Source organism: Streptomyces sp. NPDC023157 (genome assembly GCF_055560575.1).
Window position 1 is genome coordinate 149728 of sequence record NZ_JBVHIL010000009.1, and the last position, 18005, is coordinate 167732.

15 protein-coding genes are annotated in these 18005 nt (G+C 73.7%); 6 read left to right on the forward strand and 9 right to left on the reverse strand.

Annotated elements, in window-relative coordinates; all coding sequences use genetic code 11:
* The first annotated feature begins 103 nt into the window (after positions 1-103).
* Positions 104-1249 carry a helix-turn-helix domain-containing protein gene (locus tag ACZ3ZE_RS29380; RefSeq protein ID WP_467261413.1) on the forward strand — a complete coding sequence of 382 codons (1146 nt, stop codon included), beginning with the start codon at positions 104-106 and terminating at the stop codon, positions 1247-1249.
* Positions 1250-1252: 3 nt separating this feature from the next.
* Here the strand turns inward: ACZ3ZE_RS29380 and ACZ3ZE_RS29385 are convergent, their stop codons facing one another.
* From ACZ3ZE_RS29385 to ACZ3ZE_RS29400, 4 genes are all read right to left on the reverse strand, one after another.
* A complete protein-coding gene (locus ACZ3ZE_RS29385) occupies positions 1253-2002 on the reverse strand; it encodes a tyrosine-protein phosphatase (RefSeq protein WP_361175403.1) in 750 nt (249 codons plus the stop codon).
* A gap of 23 nt (positions 2003-2025) precedes the next feature.
* On the reverse strand, positions 2026-2634 hold the full coding sequence (locus tag ACZ3ZE_RS29390) for a helix-turn-helix transcriptional regulator (RefSeq protein WP_361623947.1): 609 nt from the start codon (positions 2632-2634) through the stop codon (positions 2026-2028).
* A gap of 319 nt (positions 2635-2953) precedes the next feature.
* Positions 2954-3682 (reverse strand): response regulator, encoded by a 729-nt coding sequence (locus ACZ3ZE_RS29395; RefSeq protein ID WP_361175400.1) that lies wholly within the window; start codon positions 3680-3682, stop codon positions 2954-2956.
* Complete coding sequence (locus ACZ3ZE_RS29400; protein ID WP_363292739.1) at positions 3679-5295, reverse strand: sensor histidine kinase; 1617 nt, start codon at positions 5293-5295, stop codon at positions 3679-3681. Before ACZ3ZE_RS29400 ends, ACZ3ZE_RS29395 begins: the two co-directional genes overlap by 4 nt.
* A 182-nt stretch (positions 5296-5477) precedes the next feature.
* On the opposite strand from ACZ3ZE_RS29400, the gene ACZ3ZE_RS29405 reads away from it, so the two are divergent.
* Positions 5478-6833 (forward strand): cation:dicarboxylate symporter family transporter, encoded by a 1356-nt coding sequence (locus ACZ3ZE_RS29405; RefSeq protein ID WP_361623875.1) that lies wholly within the window; start codon positions 5478-5480, stop codon positions 6831-6833.
* A gap of 132 nt (positions 6834-6965) precedes the next feature.
* Here the strand turns inward: ACZ3ZE_RS29405 and ACZ3ZE_RS29410 are convergent, their stop codons facing one another.
* The 3 genes from ACZ3ZE_RS29410 to ACZ3ZE_RS29420 all read right to left on the reverse strand — a co-directional run bounded on the left by ACZ3ZE_RS29410 (position 6966) and on the right by ACZ3ZE_RS29420 (position 10323).
* Entirely contained in the window at positions 6966-8429 is a 1464-nt protein-coding gene (locus tag ACZ3ZE_RS29410) for a glycoside hydrolase family 16 protein (RefSeq protein ID WP_442304427.1), read from the reverse strand.
* Positions 8430-8542: 113 nt separating this feature from the next.
* Complete coding sequence (locus tag ACZ3ZE_RS29415; RefSeq protein ID WP_361623869.1) at positions 8543-9421, reverse strand: aldo/keto reductase; 879 nt, start codon at positions 9419-9421, stop codon at positions 8543-8545.
* On the reverse strand, positions 9421-10323 hold the full coding sequence (locus tag ACZ3ZE_RS29420; RefSeq protein ID WP_467261415.1) for an NAD-dependent epimerase/dehydratase family protein: 903 nt from the start codon (positions 10321-10323) through the stop codon (positions 9421-9423). Before ACZ3ZE_RS29420 ends, ACZ3ZE_RS29415 begins: the two co-directional genes overlap by 1 nt.
* A 44-nt stretch (positions 10324-10367) precedes the next feature.
* Here ACZ3ZE_RS29420 and ACZ3ZE_RS29425 point away from each other — a divergent pair, with 44 nt between their 5' ends.
* The 4 genes from ACZ3ZE_RS29425 to ACZ3ZE_RS29440 all read left to right on the forward strand — a co-directional run bounded on the left by ACZ3ZE_RS29425 (position 10368) and on the right by ACZ3ZE_RS29440 (position 14242).
* Positions 10368-10889 (forward strand): Lrp/AsnC family transcriptional regulator, encoded by a 522-nt coding sequence (locus ACZ3ZE_RS29425; RefSeq protein ID WP_363292742.1) that lies wholly within the window; start codon positions 10368-10370, stop codon positions 10887-10889.
* Positions 10890-10983: 94 nt separating this feature from the next.
* Positions 10984-11385 (forward strand): MerR family transcriptional regulator, encoded by a 402-nt coding sequence (locus ACZ3ZE_RS29430; RefSeq protein WP_361175380.1) that lies wholly within the window; start codon positions 10984-10986, stop codon positions 11383-11385.
* Positions 11382-11729, forward strand: coding sequence for a thioredoxin family protein (locus ACZ3ZE_RS29435; RefSeq protein ID WP_361175376.1), 348 nt, complete (start codon positions 11382-11384; stop codon positions 11727-11729). The genes ACZ3ZE_RS29430 and ACZ3ZE_RS29435 overlap by 4 nt, the downstream gene beginning before the upstream one ends.
* Positions 11730-12004: 275 nt before the next feature.
* Positions 12005-14242: a HelD family protein gene (locus ACZ3ZE_RS29440; protein ID WP_361623863.1), complete on the forward strand. Its 2238-nt coding sequence runs from the start codon at positions 12005-12007 to the stop codon at positions 14240-14242.
* On the opposite strand, the gene glgB is transcribed toward ACZ3ZE_RS29440, so the two are convergent.
* The gene (gene glgB, locus ACZ3ZE_RS29445) at positions 14229-16463 is read right to left on the reverse strand and encodes a 1,4-alpha-glucan branching enzyme (protein WP_467261417.1); all 2235 of its coding nucleotides are present in this window, start codon (positions 16461-16463) and stop codon (positions 14229-14231) included. The genes ACZ3ZE_RS29440 and glgB overlap by 14 nt on opposite strands.
* Before the next feature lie 136 nt (positions 16464-16599).
* Positions 16600-17949: a maltokinase N-terminal cap-like domain-containing protein gene (locus tag ACZ3ZE_RS29450; RefSeq protein ID WP_361623857.1), complete on the reverse strand. Its 1350-nt coding sequence runs from the start codon at positions 17947-17949 to the stop codon at positions 16600-16602.
* Between the last annotated feature and the right edge of the window lie 56 nt (positions 17950-18005).

The window sequence follows — 18005 nt, forward strand, 5'->3', positions numbered from 1 at the left end:
CCCCCGTGGACGATCGGGGCCGAATCCATGCTTGAGCCCCGTGCCGCGATCAACAAGGCTTGAGGCTGTCCCGGACATGTCCCAACGAGGGGAGCGGCGCGCCATGACGACGGGGGAGAGGGCTCCCGACCCTCGGGAGGCACGGAACCCGGCCGAGTTCATCGCGCGGCTCCAGGCCCTGAAGGACCGCTCCGGCCTCACCTACCGGGAACTGTCGGCCCGCGCGGAGGCCACCGGCGACGTCCTGCCCCGCTCGACCGTCGCCAACATGCTGGCCCGCACCACCGTCCCCCGCGAAGAACTCCTCGCCGCCTTCGTCCGCGCCTGCGGGGTCCCGCCGGAACGGGCGGAGGGGTGGGAGACGGTACGCGCGGAGCTGGCCGCGCGGGGGAGATACGGGGCGGACGGGGGCGCGGGGACGGGCGGTTTCCGGACGGGTGCGCCCGAGGGCGGCCCGGACGGGCTGCGGGCCGGGGCCTCCGGCGGGTCGGACCGGTCCCCGGGCGGCGCCCCCGACGGGCCGGACGGACCCCCGATCGGCGCCTCCGACGGGTCGGACGGCCCCCCGGGAGACGCCCCCGACGGGCCGGAGCCGCCCCCCGACGGCGTCCCCGGCTGGCCCGCCGCCGAGGAGTCGGATCCCGAGGAGCCGGATCCCGAGCCGCCGTCCCGGTTGCGCCGGGCCCTCGTCGGTGCCGTCGCCGTGGCGGGGCTCGTCCTCGCCACCGTCAGCGTCGTCGCCTTCGTACGGGACGACCCGCCGCCCGGCCACGCGCACCGCCCGGTGCTCACGGCGCCCGCCGAGGGGCCCGTGCACATCCGGGTGATCGGTTCGGACCTGTGCCTGAACGAGCGGCGGGGCCACCGTGACGGGCAGATCTACCAGCGGGCCTGCGCGGGCGCGGACGTCCCCCGCTACGAGTTGAAACGGCTCGGCGGGGACCGGTGGCGGATCGTCTCCGTCCACCCGGACTTCCCCGTCGGCTGCTCCGGCATCCCGTCCGGCGGCCGGATACCGTACGCCGCGCTCGAGGACTCGGAGTGCGGAGACCCCACCCGCGTCGAACGCTTCGCCCTGGAGCCGCACGGCACCCCGGTCACCGGCTACCGCATCGTCCCGGCCGACTCCGCGACCCCCGGCAGCTGCGTCACCGTCGTCGGCGACCGCACGGCCGAGTGGTCCCGGCTGACCCAGGCGCCCTGCACGGCGGACGCCCGGGGGCAGCTCTTCAGCTTCGACCGGCGCTGACCGCTAAACAGGCGCCGGCTCGACCAGCCGGGCGCGGAGGGCCGCCACCACGGCCGGGTCGAGGCCGACGTGCCCGGTGACGTACCCGTACACCGAGCCGTACTCCGCGCGCAGGTCCGCGAGGACCAGCCGCATGATCTCCTCGGGCGCGCGCCCGTACCCCGGCCAGCGCAGCTCGCGGTCCGGATGCGCGGCCTTCCAGTCGGCGACCAGCCGTTCGGTGGCCAGCTCGGTCAGGGCGAAGTCCGCCAGGATCTGCTCGTCGGAGACGTCGAGCAGCGCCAGGACGAGGGCCGCGAGCAGCCCCGTACGGTCCTTTCCGGACGCGCAGTGGAAGACCAGCGGCCCCTCGGCGCCGGCGATCACCTCCAGGGCCTCGCGCAGTTCGGCCGCGCCGTCGGCGGCGACCTCGGCGAAGCGGTCGGCGAGATAGCGCCAGGGATCGAGTGCGGGGTCGATCTCGGCCTGGTCGTAGGGGCGGTGCTCGATGCTCAGGTTGTGCCAGGCCTGCGGCTCGCCCTCGGGGTGGCGGCCCTTGGCCGCGATCTCCCACGGGTAGCGCAGGTCGATCACGGTGGCCACGGCCAGCTCGCGGAAGCGCGCCAGATCGGCCCCGGCGTCGGGTCCGGCCAGCTTGGAGAGGGAATCGGAGCGGTAGAGGGTCTCCCACCGTACGGTTCCGCCGTCGGCGGTCCGATAGCCGCCCAGGTCACGGAAGTTGTGCAGCCGTTCGAAAGCTATGTGTCGTCTCACCGACGTCAATCTACGGGCCCGTCCTACCGTTCCACGAGGCCCCAGAAGTGCTCCATGATCTCGTCGAGGTACGCGCGCCCCGCGTCGCCCGTCGCGGCCGAGGCGCCCCAGCTGCTGGTGGCCGCCATCTTGGCGTGGTAGTCGGTGTGCAGCCGCTGGAGCGCGTCCTCGACGGTCCGCTTGGGCAGCGGCAGCAGCTTGACCACCGGCTTCACGTAGGCCTGCCAGCGGGTGGTCGCCGCGTCCCGCAGCAGGCCCGACAGCTTCTCGTCGCCGCCGGTCGCGGTGAGCAGCGCGCGCGGGCGCAGGCCGAGGGTCGCGGCGAGGGCGGAGGTCTGGCGTTCGTTGCCGCGCCACTGCCCCGACTCCTCCATCCGCAGGTACGCGGCGGGTTCGAGCCCCACCCGGCGGGCCAGGTCCTCGGGGGCCAGGCCCCGGGCCATCCGGTGCTCGCGCAGGGTGGTGGCGGAGGCGAGGAGCTCGGCGGGGGAGCACCACAGGACACCCGCGAGGGCGGTCAGCTCCTGCGAGCTGGGGGTGGCCCGGCCGCGTTCCCAGGCGGCGACGGTGTCGGGGGCGACGAGGAGGCCGTACTGGGCCCGCAGGCCGTAGGCGACGTGGCCGGGGGTCATGCCGAGGCCCTCGCGCAGACGGCGTGCGGCGAGGGCGTTGAACGGCGGGGCGGGGGAGGGTTGGTGCACGGCTCCACGGTAGGAGCGGAGGGTGAGCTGTGGCTACGGTGTGTTCGCCCAACCCTGACGATCGTAGGAACGTGGGAACCCGTCGGTAATCGGCCAGTCACCGACCGATATCCGGCCATGGGGGTCCGGCCAGCGGAGACGGGTCGCCGGAGAGCGGTCGCCGGAGGGCGGCCAGCGGAGCCGGGCCGCCGGGGAGCGGTCGGAGGAGGGCGGTCGGTGGAGACCGGTCATCGCCCCGGCCCCGGTCGGATCACCAGGCCCGCCCGCTCCCGCCCGGCCCGCCCGCCCCGCCCGTCGTGCTGAGCCACCGGTACTGCAGCTCCGGACGGCCGATCTGGCCGTACTGCGGGGCCCGGGCCGCCCGGCCCTCGGTCACCAGGTGTTCCAGGTAGCGGCGGGCGGTGATGCGGGAGATGCCCACGGCCGCGCCCGCCTCCGCCGCCGTCAGCCCCTCCGCCGCGCCCCGCAGGCTCCGCGTGACCGCCTCCAGGGTCGGTGCGCTCAGCCCCTTCGGCAGCGAGGCGGGCTGCGGGGTGCGCAGGGTGGCGAGCGCCCGGTCCACCTCGTCCTGGCCCGAGGCCTCGCCGGCCGTCGCCCGGAACTCGGCGTAGCGGGCCAGCCGGTCGCGCAGGGTCGCGAAGGTGAACGGCTTGAGGACGTACTGGACGACCCCGAGCGACACGCCCTCGCGGACGATCGCGAGGTCGCGCGCCGAGGTCACGGCGATCACGTCCGCCGCGTGCCCGGCCGCGCGCAGCGCCCGCAGCAGCTGGAGCCCGTGCCCGTCAGGCAGATAGAGGTCGAGCAGGATCAGGTCCACGGGGACCCGGTCGAGGAGCCGGACGGCCGCCGCCCGCGAGTGGGCCACGCCGACGACGGTGAAGCCCGCCACCCGCCCCGCGTACAGCGCGTGCGCGTCCGCGGCGACCGGGTCGTCCTCGACGACCAGCACTCTGATGCCCGTACCGGCGCCGCTCACGCGCCCACCTCCACGGCGTCGGTCCGCACGGCGGTCCGCAGTGGCAACCGTGCGGTGAACTCCGCGCCGCCCAGCGGGGATCCGGACAGCGTCAGGGTGCCCGACGCGCGCGTGACGGCCTGGTGCACCAGCGCGAGGCCGAGCCCCCGGCCCGGGCCACGGGTGGACCAGCCGCGGTCCAGGACGGCCGCGCTGTCCTCGGGGCGCACCCCGGGCCCCGAGTCACCGACCTGGAGCAGCAGTTCGCCGTCCTCGGCGAGCGCCGTCACCGTCACCCGCGCGGACGGGGTGCCGCCCGCCGCCTCGACGGCGTTGTCGACCAGGTTGCCGAGGATGGTCACCAGGTCCCGGGAGGGCAGCGACACCGGCAGCACCCCGTCGTCGATCCGGCTGGCCTCGGTCAGGACCAGCTCCACGCCCCGCTCGTTGGCCTGCGCCGCCTTGCCGAGCAGCAGCGCCGCGAGGACGGGTTCGCCGACGGAGCTCACCACCCGGTCGGTCAGCGCCTGGGCCAGCTCCAGCTCGGCCGTGGCGAAGCCGACCGCCTCCTCGACCCGGCCGAGCTCGATCAGCGAGACCACGGTGTGGAGCCGGTTCGCGGCCTCGTGGGCCTGCGAGCGCAGCGCCTCCGTGAACCCCCGCTCCGAGTTCAACTCGCCGGACAGCGCCTGGAGTTCGGTGCGGTCCCGCAGGGTGATCACGGTGCCCCTGCGCTCCCCGCCCACCACCGGGCGGGTGTTGACGACGAGTACCCGCTCGTCCGTCAGGTGCAGCTCGTCGACCCGCGGCTCGGAGGAGAGCAGCGCCCCGGTGAGCGGCGCCGGGAGGCCGAGCTCGGCCGCCGAGCGCCCGACGGCGTCGGGGCCGAGCCCGAGCAGCTCCCGCGCCCCGTCGTTGATCAGCGCGATCCGCCGCTGCCCGTCCAGCATCACCAGTCCCTCGCGCACGGCGTGCAGCGCGGCCTCGTGGTAGTCGTGGAGCCGGCTCAGCTCGGTCGCGTTCATGCCCTTGGTGTGCTGCCGGAGCCGAGCGTTGATCACGTACGTGCCGGCGCCGCCGAGCGCGAGGGCCGCGCCGGCCATTCCCAGCAGCGCCGTGACCTGCTCGCGGACCTGCTCGCTGATCTTCTCGATGGTGATGCCGGCGCTGACCAGGGCCACCACCCGGCCGTGGTCGAAGACCGGGGCGACCGTCCGCACCGAGGGGCCGAGCACGCCCAGGTGCGTCTCGGAGAAGGTCTCCCCGCGCACGGCCCGGTCGATGTGGCCGAGGTACGTGCGCCCGATCTGCGCCGGCTCCGGATGGGTCCAGCGGGTGCCGTCCGGCGCCATGATCACCACGAAGGTGACGCCCGCGTGCCGCCGCAGCGACTCCGCGTACGGCTGGAGCAGCGCGCTCGGATCCGCCGAGCGGGCCGCCGCCACCACCGAAGGGGAGTCGGCCACGGCCGAGGCGGTCGCCCGGGACTGGCGGCGCGCGGTCTCCTCCGCCTGGCCGCGGTCCGTCACGTACGCGAAGACGGCGCAGCCCGCGACGACGGCGGCCATCAGCACGACCTGCATCGCGAAGAGCTGGCCGGCGAGGCTGCGGGGCCGGGGGAGGGGGAGACGCATGCGGCAAGTGTGCCTGGCCGATTCGCGACCCCGAACCGCCGGTCCGAATCGTGCCGCGACCGAGACGTGCCGCCTTCCGGCCGTGAACGAAAGGCACGCAAGCGTGACCCCGGTCACAGGGCTGATGGATAGTCGCGGGGTCCACCGGGACGTGGACGATCCCTGCGTACGAGGAGGAGCCCGTGGCCGCACGACGGGACCGCACCCACTATCTGTATCTGGCCGTCATCGGCGCCGTCCTGCTCGGCATCGGCGTGGGCTTCCTGGCGCCCGGCGTCGCCGTCGAGCTGAAGCCGCTCGGTACCGGCTTCGTCAGCCTGATCAAGATGATGATCTCGCCGATCATCTTCTGCACGATCGTGCTCGGCGTCGGTTCGGTCCGCAAGGCCGCCAAGGTCGGCGCCGTCGGCGGTCTCGCCCTCGGCTACTTCCTGGTGATGTCGACCGTGGCGCTCGCCATCGGCCTGGTCGTCGGCAACTTCCTGGAGCCCGGCTCCGGCCTGCACCTCACCAAGGACCTCGCCGAGGCCGGCGCCAAGCAGGCCGCGGGGGCGAGCGAGGGCACCGCCGACTTCCTCCTCGGGATCATCCCCACCACGATGGTCTCCGCCTTCACCGAGGGCGAGGTGCTCCAGACCCTGCTGGTCGCCCTGCTCGCCGGCTTCGCCCTCCAGGCGATGGGCGCGGCCGGGGAGCCGGTGCTGCGCGGCATCGGGCACATCCAGCGGCTGGTCTTCCGCATCCTCGCCATGATCATGTGGGCCGCCCCGGTCGGCGCCTTCGGCGCCATCGCCGCCGTGGTCGGCGCGACGGGCATGGACGCGCTCAAGTCGCTCGCCGTCATCATGATCGGCTTCTACGTGACCTGCGCGCTGTTCGTCTTCGTGGTGCTCGGCACGCTGCTGCGGCTGGTCGCCGGGGTGAACGTCTTCGCCCTGCTCAAGTACCTGGGCCGCGAGTTCCTGCTGATCCTCTCCACCTCCTCCTCCGAGTCCGCGCTGCCGCGGCTCATCGCGAAGATGGAGCACCTGGGCGTCAGCAAGCCGGTGGTCGGCATCACCGTCCCGACCGGCTACTCCTTCAACCTCGACGGCACGGCGATCTATCTGACGATGTCCTCGCTCTTCGTCGCCGAGGCGATGGGCAACCCGCTCTCGGTGGGCGAGCAGATCTCCCTCCTCGTCTTCATGATCATCGCCTCGAAGGGGGCGGCGGGCGTCACCGGCGCCGGACTCGCGACCCTCGCCGGCGGCCTCCAGTCGCACCGCCCCGACCTGGTCGACGGCGTCGGCCTGATCGTCGGCATCGACCGCTTCATGAGCGAGGCCCGCGCCCTCACCAACTTCGCGGGCAACGCCGTCGCCACCGTCCTCGTCGGCACCTGGACCAAGGAGATCGACAAGGCCCGGGTCGCCGAGGTGCTGGCCGGGAACGCCCCGTTCGACGAGACGACCCTCGTCGACGATGGCCACGGCCCGGCCCCCCTGCCGGACCAGCGCTCCGACGAGGGCGAGGAGCGCGCCCGCGCGGGCGTCTGAACTCCGGGTCCCGGGCCTTGAGCCGGATCCGGGCACCGGAAGCGGACCGACCCCGACCGTTCCCCCGGCCGGGGTCGTTCCGTGGGGGCGGGCGGGGGGTGGTGCGTCAGCCCGCCGTACGGGCCGGGCGCCTCACCCGAAGGGGATGCGGACCACCGACCGGTTCCCGGTGCCCAGGGTGCTGGGCCCGTTGCCGATCGCGTTCCACACCTCGACCCTGACCCGCCCGTTCACCAGGTTCCCGAGCGTGCCGGTGGCCGACCGGAGCCCGGCCGTCTCCGTGTAGTGCTCGTCGCCGGGCACGGGGTCGGTGGCGAAGTAGCCGTAGGTCTCCACCCGGTCCCAGGTCCCGTCGCCGGTGCGGTCGTAACTCACCCGCACCTGCTGCCCGTTGGCGACCACCGTGCCCGCGTCCACGAGGAGGTCGAAGCGGGTCGCGCCGCCGTCGTACGTGCGGGTCACCGGGCCCGAGGTGAAGACCTGCGGGTTCGTGGGCGTCCCGTCGTGGTTGGCCCCGCCCGCCGAGGCGAGGGTGACCGTCCCGGCCGAGCCCTGCGCGTCCCCGGCCCCGCCGTCGCCGCGCAGGTACAGCGTCGAGGAGCCCGCGGGCGGCGGGGTGGTCGGCGGCGGGGTGGTCGGCGGCGTGGTCGTCGTGCCGCCGCCCTTGGTCCACACGGCCACGTAGTCGACCAGCATCGGGCGCCCGGGCACGGTCGCGGCCGTCGGGGTCCGTCCCGCCAGCGCGTCCGGGAACGCCCCGCCGACCGCCAGGTTGAGCAGGACGAAGTAGCCGGCGTGGCTCGTCATGTCGGCCCAGGCGGTGGCGCCGACCCGGGTCTCGTTCACGCTGTGGAAGAGCTGCCCGTCCACGTACCAGCGCAGCTCGTTGGGGGAGACCGAGCGGTCCCACTCGAAGCGGTAGGTGTGGAAGCCGGACTGGCAGGTCGAGCCGGGGCAGGCGCGGCTGGCGCCGATGCCCGTGGTCTCGCCGCAGGGGCCGCCCGGGTTCACCCCGCAGTGCAGCACGCCCCACACGGAGTCGAGGCCGTTGACGTTCTCCATGATGTCGAACTCGCCGATGGCGGGCCAGTTCCAGTAGTTGCCGCGGTACGGCGCGCCGAGCGCCCAGAAGGCGGGCCAGTAGCCGAGGGCCGCGTCGCCGGTCACGTTCGGCATCTGAACGCGGCCCTCGATGCGCAGGGTGCCGCCGGCCGGGGCCTTGAAGTCGGCCCGCCTGGTCTCGATCCGGCCCGAGGTCCAGTTGCCCGCGCCGTCCCTGAGCGGGGTGATGCGCAGGTTGCCGGTGCCGTCGAGCCGCACGTTGTCGGGGCTCGCGGTGTACTCCTGGATCTCGCCCGTCCCCCAGTTCGCGGGGCCTCCGGGGTAGGCGTGCCCGGTGTCGATCTGCCAGCGGCCCGCGTCGGGCAGCGCGCGGTCGGGGCCGTCGAAGTCGTCGCTCCACTGGAGCGTCCAGCCGGGGGCGGGTGGTACGGCGCCGTTGGCCGTACCGGCGCCGCCGAGTCCGAGCAGGGCGCCGCCGGCGAGGGCGGCGGCGAGGAGCGAGGCGAGCAGAGGGGTGCGTCTGGCGCGGCTCAAGGGGAGCACCTCCGGTGGGGGGCGTGGGGGCCTGCGGGGTGGTGAGAGCGCTCTCAGGATGCTTTTGTAGGTGAAGGCACCGGCCCCGTCAATGGGTCCGGCGCCTTCGTCTCTCAAACTCCCAGCTCGCCCAACTCCGCCTCCGTCAACACCAGTTCGGCGGCCAGCGCCGAGTCGCGTGCCGACTCCGGGCGGCTGGCGCCGGGGATCGGCAGGACGTTGCCCGGGTGGGCCAGCAGCCAGGCGAGGGCCACGCGCTGCGGGCTCACCCCGCGGGCTCGCGCCACCCGGTGGAAGGCTCCGAACCGGGGGTCCTCCTCCTGGGTGGAGGAGCCGTCGAGGGAGCTGCGGGAGATGCCGCCGAGTGGGCTCCAGGGGAGGAAGGCCAGGCCCAGTTCGGCGCAGAGCCGCAGCTCGGCCTCGGCGTCCCGGTCAGCCGGGGAGTACCGGTTCTGCACCGACACCAGGCGCTCGCCCAGGATCTCCCGGGCCAGCCGGATCTGCCCGCCGTCCACGTTGGAGATCCCCGCCAGCCGGACCGTGCCCGCGTCCAGCAACTCCCGTATCGCGCCCAGTGATTCGGCGTAGGGGACGGCCGGGTCCGGCTTGTGCAGCTGGTACAGGCCGACCGGGGTGGTGCCGAGTCGCCGCGCCGAGGCCTCGGCCGCCCGCCGCAGGTGCTCCGGGCGTCCGTCGACCGTCCAGCCGCCGTCGGCGCTCCGGCCCCGGCCGCCCTTGGTGGCCACCAGCACCGCGTCCCGGTCGCCCCCGTACGCGGCGAGCGCGCGGGCCACCAGTCGTTCGCCCGCGCCGGGTTCCCCGCCCGGCGGGTGGTACGAGTCGGCCGTGTCGAGCAGGGTCACCCCCGCGTCCAGGGCCGCGTGGACGGTGGCGAGGGCGCGGGTCTCGTCCGGGTGTCCCTCGATGGACAGGGGCATGGTGCCGAGCCCTACGGCGCCGACGGTCAGATCGCCCAGGGTGCGGTACCTCATCACGCACCCGCCGGCGCGGGCACCGTCTCGGAGACGGCCCGCGCGAGCCATTCCGAGGAATGCGAGAAGCGGAATCCGAGCGCTTCCGCGCGGGAATTGTCCATCCCGTACGAGCGGGTGAAGGAGAAGGGGGAGACCTCCCCGACCTCGACCTCCTGGAAAACGGTCCTGCCGCCCACCCGGGATTCGATCGCGGCGCAGATGTCGGCGGTGGTCAGCGGGCCGTGGGAATGCGCGTTGACGGGGCCGGTGAATTCCGCCCCGGCGGCCCAGGCGAGAAAGTCGGCGATCTCCTCCACGTACACATAGGTCGCGGGCCGGTTCACCGGCGGCACGGCGATCGGCTCGCCCGCCCGGATCCGCCGCGCGTAGTGCTCCACCCGCCCGGTGAAGTCGTCGGCGCCGCCGAGCACGTGCGCCACCCGCACCGAGGCCCACGGGAACGCCGTGCCGCTCGCGAACACCGCCTCGGCCTGCCGCTTCCCCTCCCCGTAGTGCGTGTCGAGGAATTCCGGGTCCTCCCAGGGAAGTGCGGGGTCGACCGTCACCGCGTCCAGGTCGAGCACGTCCTCGGCGACCGGGACGGCGGAGTCCTCGTACCCGTACACCTCCACCGTCGAGGTCATCACATAGCGTCCGGTCCGCCCCGCGAAAACCCGCCGGGCGATCTCCGCCTGGCGCGGGGTGTAGCAGACCTGGTCCACCACGACATCGAAATACCGCCCGCCGAGGGCCTTTTCCAGGGCAGCCTCGTCGTTTCGGTCGGCGACCAGCTGAACGGTCCCCTCCGGAGCCGCGGAAGAAGCGCGATTGAGTACCGTCACCCGATGTCCCGCGTCCAGCAGGCGCGTTATCAGTCGCTTTCCGAAATAGCGGTTCCCGCCGATGATCAGAATGTCCATGGCTCAAGTGTTACGTTGTGCGCTCGTCATCTGAAGGGGGAAACATGGGAGTCCGGGCCGTCGCACCGAAGGAACCTCGGCCGCCGCGCGCCGCGGCCGTCGAAACCACGGCGGGCGCTTTCGACCCCATCGACCGGCAGATCCTGGACCTGCTCCAGAGCGACGGCCGGATCAAACTCAGCGAGCTCGGCCGCCGGGTCCGGCTCAGCCCCGCCGCCGTCACCGAGCGGGTCCGCCGTCTGGAGTCCTGCGGCGCGATCACCGGCTACGGCGCCCAGGTCGCCGCCGCCCGGCTCGGCTACGGCATCCAGGCCTTCATCAGGGTGAACCCGCACGGCGGTTACACCCTCAAGCACCCCCGCACCCTGGAGCTGGCCGCCCGGCCCGAGATCCGCGAGGTGCACCACGTGGTCGGCGAGGACTGCTGGATCCTCAAGGTCGCCGTGACCGACACCGTGCACCTGGAGGAGATCCTGGAGCAGGTCTCCGCGCTGGGCCGCACGACCACGTCGATCGTCCTGTCCTCCCCGGTCGAACGGAAGCCGCTGCTGCCGCCGGGAGCCTGACGGATCCGGACCGGTGCGGTCCGGACCGGATCGCGGGCCTGACGGCCGCCTCTCCGCTTGCCTTGACGTCGGCGTCAACGCTTACGTTCGGGACATGCGAATCGGCGAGCTTGCCGAGCGGGCGGGCACGACCACGCGGACTCTGCGCTACTACGAGTCCCGGGGTCTCCTGGCCGCACGGCGTACGGACAACGGCTACCGCACCTACGACGAGGACGACCTGCGGCTGCTCCAGCAGATCCGGACCCTGCAGGACTTCGGGTTCGACCTGGAGGAGACCCGGCCGTTCGTGGACTGTCTGCGGGCCGGGCATCCGGCGGGCGACGCGTGTCCCGCGTCGCTGGCCGTCTACCGGCGCAAGCTGGGCGAGCTCGACGGGCTCATCGAGCAGCTTCAGGAGGTGCGCGCCCAGGTCGGCGCGCAGCTGCTGCGGGCCGAGGCGGAACTGCCGGGCGGCCCGGAACCACGATGCGAACTGGGAGGAGCGACGGAATGACGTACGCGACAGGCGTGGCCGAGGTCACGGACGCGGACTTCGACACCGAGGTCCTGGGGGCCGGGGTGCCGGTCCTGGTGAAGTTCACCGCGCAGTGGTGCGGCCCGTGCCGGCAGCTGACGCCGGTGCTCGGCGCCATCGCCGCGGAGGAGGGCGAGCGGCTGCGGATCGTCGAGATCGACGTGGACCACAACCCGTCGACCACGGTGAAGTACGGGGTGATGGCGACCCCGACGCTGATGGTCTTCGACGGGGGCGAGCCCGTGAAGTCGATGGTGGGCGCCCGCCCCAAGCGGCGCCTCCTGGAGGAGCTGGCCGACGTCCTGGAGCCCTCCAGGGCGTGACGCGGGGAGGCTGAAGGGGGCGGCGCCGGGCGCCGCCCCCTTCAGCGCGTCGCTACCGGCCGGCCACGTCGAACAGCACGTCCCCAGCGCGGCCGACAGGGACGCGAGGGCCGGGGCGGGGGGCCGGGCGCGCGGGGATATCCGGGCACAAAAAAACCCCGGACTAGAATGGACAGCCGGGGTTGTGCTTCGCGTATATTAATAGATTCCGTGTCTGGACACAGGAATGACACGGAGAAGTTCAATAAACGCACTGTATCGCGCCGGGAGTCGAATTGTCAACCGAGGAATTTCGGAAAGAGCAGCGATTCATCACCGAGCTCTACGCACGACTCGACGACCTGAGGGACCAGGCCGAAGCAGGAGTCGCGCGGGCGCTCGCCACGTCGGGGGAGGGCAGCGCGCAGGCACGGCTCGAACGGGACGTGCTCGTCGCCGAGCAGTCCGGGCTGCTCGCCGCGTTCAACGCGGGCGAGACCGGGCTCTGCTTCGGACGGCTCGTCTTCCAGGACGGGCGCGACCACCACATCGGCCGGATCGGCATCCGCGAGGACGACCCGAACCGCACCCCCCTCGTCGTCGACTGGCGCGCCGAGATCGCCCGCCCCTTCTACCTCGCCACCGGATACGAGCCCATGGGCCTCAGCCGCCGGCGGCACATCACCACCCAGGGCCGCGAGGTCGTCTCGCTCCACGACGAGGTGCTCGACCTCGCCGACGCCACCCGCTCCGGGCACGAGAGCCGCGACGCCGACGAGGTGCTGCTCGCCGCCCTCGACGCCGCCCGCACCGGCCGCATGCACGACATCGTGCAGACCATCCAGGCCGAGCAGGACGCCATCATCCGCTCCCCGCACCGCGGGGTCCTCGTCGTCGAGGGCGGACCCGGCACCGGCAAGACCGCCGTCGCCCTGCACCGCGCCGCCTACCTGCTCTACGCCCACCGCGAGCAGCTCGCCAAGCGGGCCGTGCTCATCGTCGGCCCCAACCCCGCCTTCCTCGGCTACATCGGCAACGTGCTGCCCTCCCTCGGCGAGACCGGCGTCCTGCTCGCCACCCCCGGCGAGCTCTTCCCCGGCGTCCGCGCCACCGGCACCGACACCCCCGAGGCCGCCACCGTCAAGGGCTCCGCCGCCATGGCCGACGCCCTCGCCGCCGCCGTACGCGACCGCCAGCAGGTCCCCGAGCGCGGCGAGCCGCTGATCGTCCCGCACGAGGACGGCGACCTGGTCATCGACTGGGACATGGCCCTCGAAGCCCGCCACAAGGCCCGCGAGACCTTCCTCCCGCACAACCTGGCCCGCCCCTACTTCGTCTTCCGGATCCTCGACGCCCTCGCCGAGCAGCTCGCCGACCGCATCGGCGCCGACCCCTACGGCGGGCCCAACTTCCTCGGCCCCGACGACCGCGCCCTGCTCGCCAAGGGCGTCGCCGCCAACCCCGAGGTGCACAGCGCCCTCGACACCCTGTGGCCGGACCTCACCCCGCAGGAGTTCCTCGCCGACTACCTCGCCGAGCCCACCCACCTGGACGAGGCGGACATCGAGGCGATCCGGCGCACCGGCGACGGCCCCTGGACCCCCGCCGACGTCCCCCTCCTCGACGAGGCCGCCGAACTCCTCGGCGAGGACGACTCCGCCGCCCGCGCCGCCGAGGAGGCCGAGCGGCAGAAGCAGATCCAGTACGCCCAGGGCGTCCTCGACGTCTCCTTCGCCTCCCGCACCTACGAGTTCGAGGACAAGGAGGAGCTCGACAAGGACGCCTCCGAGGTGCTCTCCGCGCACGACATCATCGACGCCGAACGCTTCGCCGAACGCCACGAGGAGGCCGACCACCGCAGCGCCGCCGAACGCGCCGCCGCCGACCGCACCTGGGCCTTCGGCCACATCATCGTCGACGAGGCGCAGGAGCTGTCCGCGATGGCCTGGCGGCTCCTCATGCGCCGCAGCCCCACCCGCTCCATGACCCTGGTCGGCGACCCCGCCCAGACCGCCGACCCGGCCGGCGTCGGCTCCTGGGAGCGGATCCTCGCCCCGTACGTGGCCGACCGCTGGGAACTCGTCCGGCTCGGCGTCAACTACCGCACCCCGGCAGAGATCATGGCCGTCGCCGCCGAGGTGCGGCGCACCGCCGACCCGGACTTCGAGCCGCCCCGCTCGGTCCGCTCCACGGGCGTCGAGCCCTGGGACCGGACCGTCGAGGACCCGGTCAAGGAGACCGCCGACGCCGTCGCCGCCGAACCGGCCGGCGAGGGCCGGCTCGCGGTGATCGCCCCGGTCGCCCTCCACCCGGCGCTGCTCGCGGCCCTCCCGGACGCCTCGTACGGGCCGAAGCCCGACCTCACCCGGCCGGTCGTGCTGCTCGACCCGCGCCAGGCCAAGGGCCTGGAGTTCGACACCGTCCTCGTCGTCGACCCCGACGGCATCCGGGACGGCGCCACGCACGGCATCAACGACCTGTACGTGGCGCTCACCCGGGCCACCCAGCGGATGGGCGTGATCAGGCGGGCCTGAGCCAGACCGTCGCCAGCGGCGGCAGCGTCGTGCGCAGGCTCGCGGAACGCCCGTGCCACGGCACCGACTCGGTCTTCACCGGGTCGGTGCCCACCACGTCCCCGCCGCCGTAGCGGGCCGCGTCCGTGTTCAGCACCTCCGCCCAGGCCGCGAACGTGTCCGGCACACCCAGCCGGTAGTCGTGCCGCACCACCGGGGAGAAGTTGCACACGGCGAGCAGCGGGGAGCCCACGGCGTCGAAGCGGAGGAAGGCGAAGACGTTGTCCTCGGCCGCGTCGCCCACCACCCACTGGAACCCCTCGGGCGAGGTGTCCCGCTCCCACAGCGCCGGCGTCGCCGCGTACACCGTGTTGAGGTCGCGCACCAGGTCCCGCACGCCCCGGTGGTCGGCCTCCGCCGCGTACGACGGGTCGAGCAGCCACCAGTCGGGGCCGTGGTCCACCGACCACTCGGCGCCCTGGGCGAACTCCTGCCCCATGAAGAGCAGCTGCTTGCCCGGGTGGGCCCACATGAAGCCCAGGTAGGCGCGGTGGTCGGCCCGCTGCTGCCACCAGTCGCCGGGCATCTTCGACACCAGCGCCCGTTTGCCGTGCACCACCTCGTCGTGGGAGATCGGCAGGATGTAGTTCTCGCTGTACGCGTACACCATCGAGAAGGTCATCTCGTGGTGGTGGTACTTGCGGTGCACCGGCTCCTTCCCGAGGTAGCCGAGGGAGTCGTGCATCCAGCCCATGTTCCACTTCAGGCCGAAGCCGAGCCCGCCGAAGCCGCCGGGACCCACCTGGTCGGTCGGCCGGGTCACCCCGTCCCAGGCGGTGGACTCCTCGGCGAAGGTGACGACCCCCGGGCAGCGCCGGTACACGGTCGCGTTCATCTCCTGGAGGAACGCCACCGCGTCCAGGTTCTCCCGCCCGCCGAACTCGTTCGGCAGCCACTCGCCGTGCTCGCGCGAGTAGTCCAGGTAGAGCATCGAGGCGACCGCGTCGACCCGCAGCCCGTCGAGGTGGAAGCGCTCGCACCAGTACACGGCGTTGGCGACCAGGAAGTTGCGCACCTCCTTGCGCCCGTAGTCGAACTCCAGCGTCCCCCAGTCGGGATGGGCCGAGCGGCGCGGGTCCTCGTGCTCGTACAGCGGCCGCCCGTCGAACTCGGCGAGCGCCCAGTCGTCCCGGGGGAAGTGCGCCGGCACCCAGTCCATCAGGACGCCGATGCCCGCCTGGTGCAGGGCGTCCACCAGGTACCGGAAGTCGTCCGGGGTGCCCATGCGGGCCGTCGGCGCGTAGAAGCCGGTGACCTGGTAGCCCCAGGAGCCGTGGAAGGGATGCTCGGCGACCGCCATGAACTCGACGTGGGTGAAGCCGAGGTCGCGCACGTAGTCCGGCAGCTGCTCGGCCAGTTGCCGGTACGTGAGCCCGGGCCGCCAGGACGGCAGATGCAGCTCGTACACCGACAGCGGCGCCTCGTGGTGCGGGCGCGCCCCCCGCCGTTCCATCCACTCCGCGTCGCCCCACACATGGTGGTCGTCGGTCACCACCGACGCGGTGTTCGGCGGGCACTCGGTGCGGCGGGCCATCGGGTCGGCGCGGACCGTGTGCGAGCCGTCCGGGCGGGCGATGTCGAACTTGTACAGCGCGCCCTCGCCGACGCCCGGCACGAACAGCTCCCACACGCCCGACGACCCGAGCGAGCGCATCGGGAGCGCGCTGCCGTCCCAGTACGTCCAGTCGCCGGTGACCCGCACCCCGCGGGCGTTCGGCGCCCACACGGTGAAGCGGGTGCCGGCCGTGCCCTGGTGGGTCATGACGCGGGCGCCGAGCGCCGTCCACAGCTCCTCGTGCCGGCCCTCGCCGATCAGGTGCAGGTCGAGCTCGCCGAGGGCGGGCAGGAAGCGGTACGGGTCGTCGACGGGCAGCTCGTCGGCGTCGTAGCGCACCCGGAGCTCGTACGCGGGCACCTTCCGCAGCAGCGGGACGAACCCGGAGAACAGCCCGTCGCCGTCGGCGTCGAGGACCAGCCGCCGCCCCTTCGGCAGGAGCACGGCCACCTCCTTCGCCCACGGACGGAGCACCCGCACCACGACCCCGCCCTTGACCGGGTGGGCGCCGAGCACGCCGTGCGGGTCGTGGTGCTCACCGGCGAGCAGCCGGGCCCGGTCGCCGGGATCCAGCGGCGGGGCCTTCCGTGCGCTGCCTGCCGTCTTTCCTGCGGGACGGGGGGTCACCGGGGTGCCTCCTGGAGGGCGAGGGGAACGGGGGTACGAGGACGCAACGGCGCCGCACCGCCCGGGGACACTCGGCCGAACGGTGGGAGTCGCCTCCACCGCAGGCCCGCGCCCCGGCCGGTTGGGCCGAACGGGGTCATGTCGCGCTCGACAGGCGTTCGATGGCGGCCATCGGGACCGGGAGCCAGTCCGGGCGGTGGCGGGCCTCGTAGACGACCTCGTACACCGCCTTGTCCGTCTCGTACGCCCGCAGCAGCGCCGGATCGTCGCGCGGATCGGTTCCGGCGGCCTCCGCGTAGCCGGTGCAGTAGGCGGCCCGGCAGCGGGCCGCCCAGTCGGCGTTCCAGGGGCGGTGGGTGCGGGCCGCGTAGTCGAAGGAGCGGAGCATGCCGGCGATGTCCCGGACGGGCGGCTGCGGGCTGCGCCGCTCGTCCAGCGACTTCGCGGGCTCGCCCTCGAAGTCGATCACGGCCCAGCCGCCGTCGGCGCCCCGCAGGGTCTGCCCCAGGTGCAGGTCGCCGTGGATGCGCTGGAGCCGCCCGGAGCCCAGCGCGTCCTCCGCCGCGGCGAACACGGAACGCAGCCCGGGCACGTACGGCATCAGCGCGGGGACGGCCTGGGCGGCGGCGTGCAGCCGGGCGTCCATGGCCGCGGCGAGGTGCCGCGACTGGGCCCGGCCCAGCCGCTCGGTGGGCAGCGCGGCGGCGAGCGCCAGGTGGACCTCGGCGGTGGCCCGGCCGAGCGCGAAGGCCTCGGCGGAGAACTCCCGGCCGTCGGCCAGCGCGTCGAGCGCCAGCCGCCAGCCGTCCCGCGAGCCGCGCAGGTACGGCTGGAGCACGCCCAGCGTGGCCGTGCGCGTCTCGAACCAGGCGACCGGTGCCGGGACCCGCGCGCAGCCCGCGCCGGCCAGGGCCAGCGGCAGCTCCAGATCCGGGTTGGCGCCGGGGCTGACCCGCCGGAAGATCTTCAGGATGAACGAATCTCCAAAGACCAGTGACGAGTTGGACTGCTCGGCGTCCAGGACGCGCGGGGCGAGCGCGGGCGGGAGCGCCGTCGTGGTGTGGAAGTTGAGCGGCCCGATCCGGCCCGGGGAGCGCAGCCGCTCGTACAGCAGCCCGGCGAGCCGAGGGTCGCGCAGCCCCTCGTACACCGCCCGTCCGGCGAGCGGTCCCTGCCGGATCCGCCCGATCAGGGCGGGGGCGAGGCGCGGCGGCAGCTGGGGCCGTACGCCGAGGAGCAACTGGTAGCAGTCGACGGGTGTTCCGGCCGGGCGGCCCGGCTGTTCGACCCGTACGAGCAGATGGAGGAGTCCGGGTCCGGCGCCGTCCAGCGGCAGCAGCTCGGTGGCCGCTTCCAGGGCGAATCCGGTGACCCGGCGGCCCTTGCCCGCGAACCAGCGCTGCCGGGGCAGCCAGCCGTGGAGCAGGGGTGTGAGCGACGGGAGGAGGGCGTCCGGGGCCCGGGTGGTGGATGCGGTCTCCGGCATGGCATCGCGTCCTTTCCCCGGGGTGCGCACATGACGTTCGTATGCGTTCAAATGCG

Excerpts from the sequence above, each read along its gene's own strand:
- ACZ3ZE_RS29435 (WP_361175376.1), top strand. The coding sequence starts at position 11,382 with ATGACGTACGCGACAGGCGTGGCCGAGGTCACGGACGCGGACTTCGAC.
- ACZ3ZE_RS29415 (WP_361623869.1), bottom strand. The coding sequence starts at position 9,421 with ATGAGGTACCGCACCCTGGGCGATCTGACCGTCGGCGCCGTAGGGCTC.
- ACZ3ZE_RS29420 (WP_467261415.1), bottom strand. The coding sequence starts at position 10,323 with ATGGACATTCTGATCATCGGCGGGAACCGCTATTTCGGAAAGCGACTG.
- ACZ3ZE_RS29430 (WP_361175380.1), top strand. The coding sequence starts at position 10,984 with ATGCGAATCGGCGAGCTTGCCGAGCGGGCGGGCACGACCACGCGGACT.
- ACZ3ZE_RS29390 (WP_361623947.1), bottom strand. The coding sequence starts at position 2,634 with ATGACCCCCGGCCACGTCGCCTACGGCCTGCGGGCCCAGTACGGCCTC.
- ACZ3ZE_RS29450 (WP_361623857.1), bottom strand. The coding sequence starts at position 17,949 with ATGCCGGAGACCGCATCCACCACCCGGGCCCCGGACGCCCTCCTCCCG.
- ACZ3ZE_RS29400 (WP_363292739.1), bottom strand. The coding sequence starts at position 5,295 with ATGCGTCTCCCCCTCCCCCGGCCCCGCAGCCTCGCCGGCCAGCTCTTC.
- ACZ3ZE_RS29380 (WP_467261413.1), top strand. The coding sequence starts at position 104 with ATGACGACGGGGGAGAGGGCTCCCGACCCTCGGGAGGCACGGAACCCG.
- ACZ3ZE_RS29425 (WP_363292742.1), top strand. The coding sequence starts at position 10,368 with ATGGGAGTCCGGGCCGTCGCACCGAAGGAACCTCGGCCGCCGCGCGCC.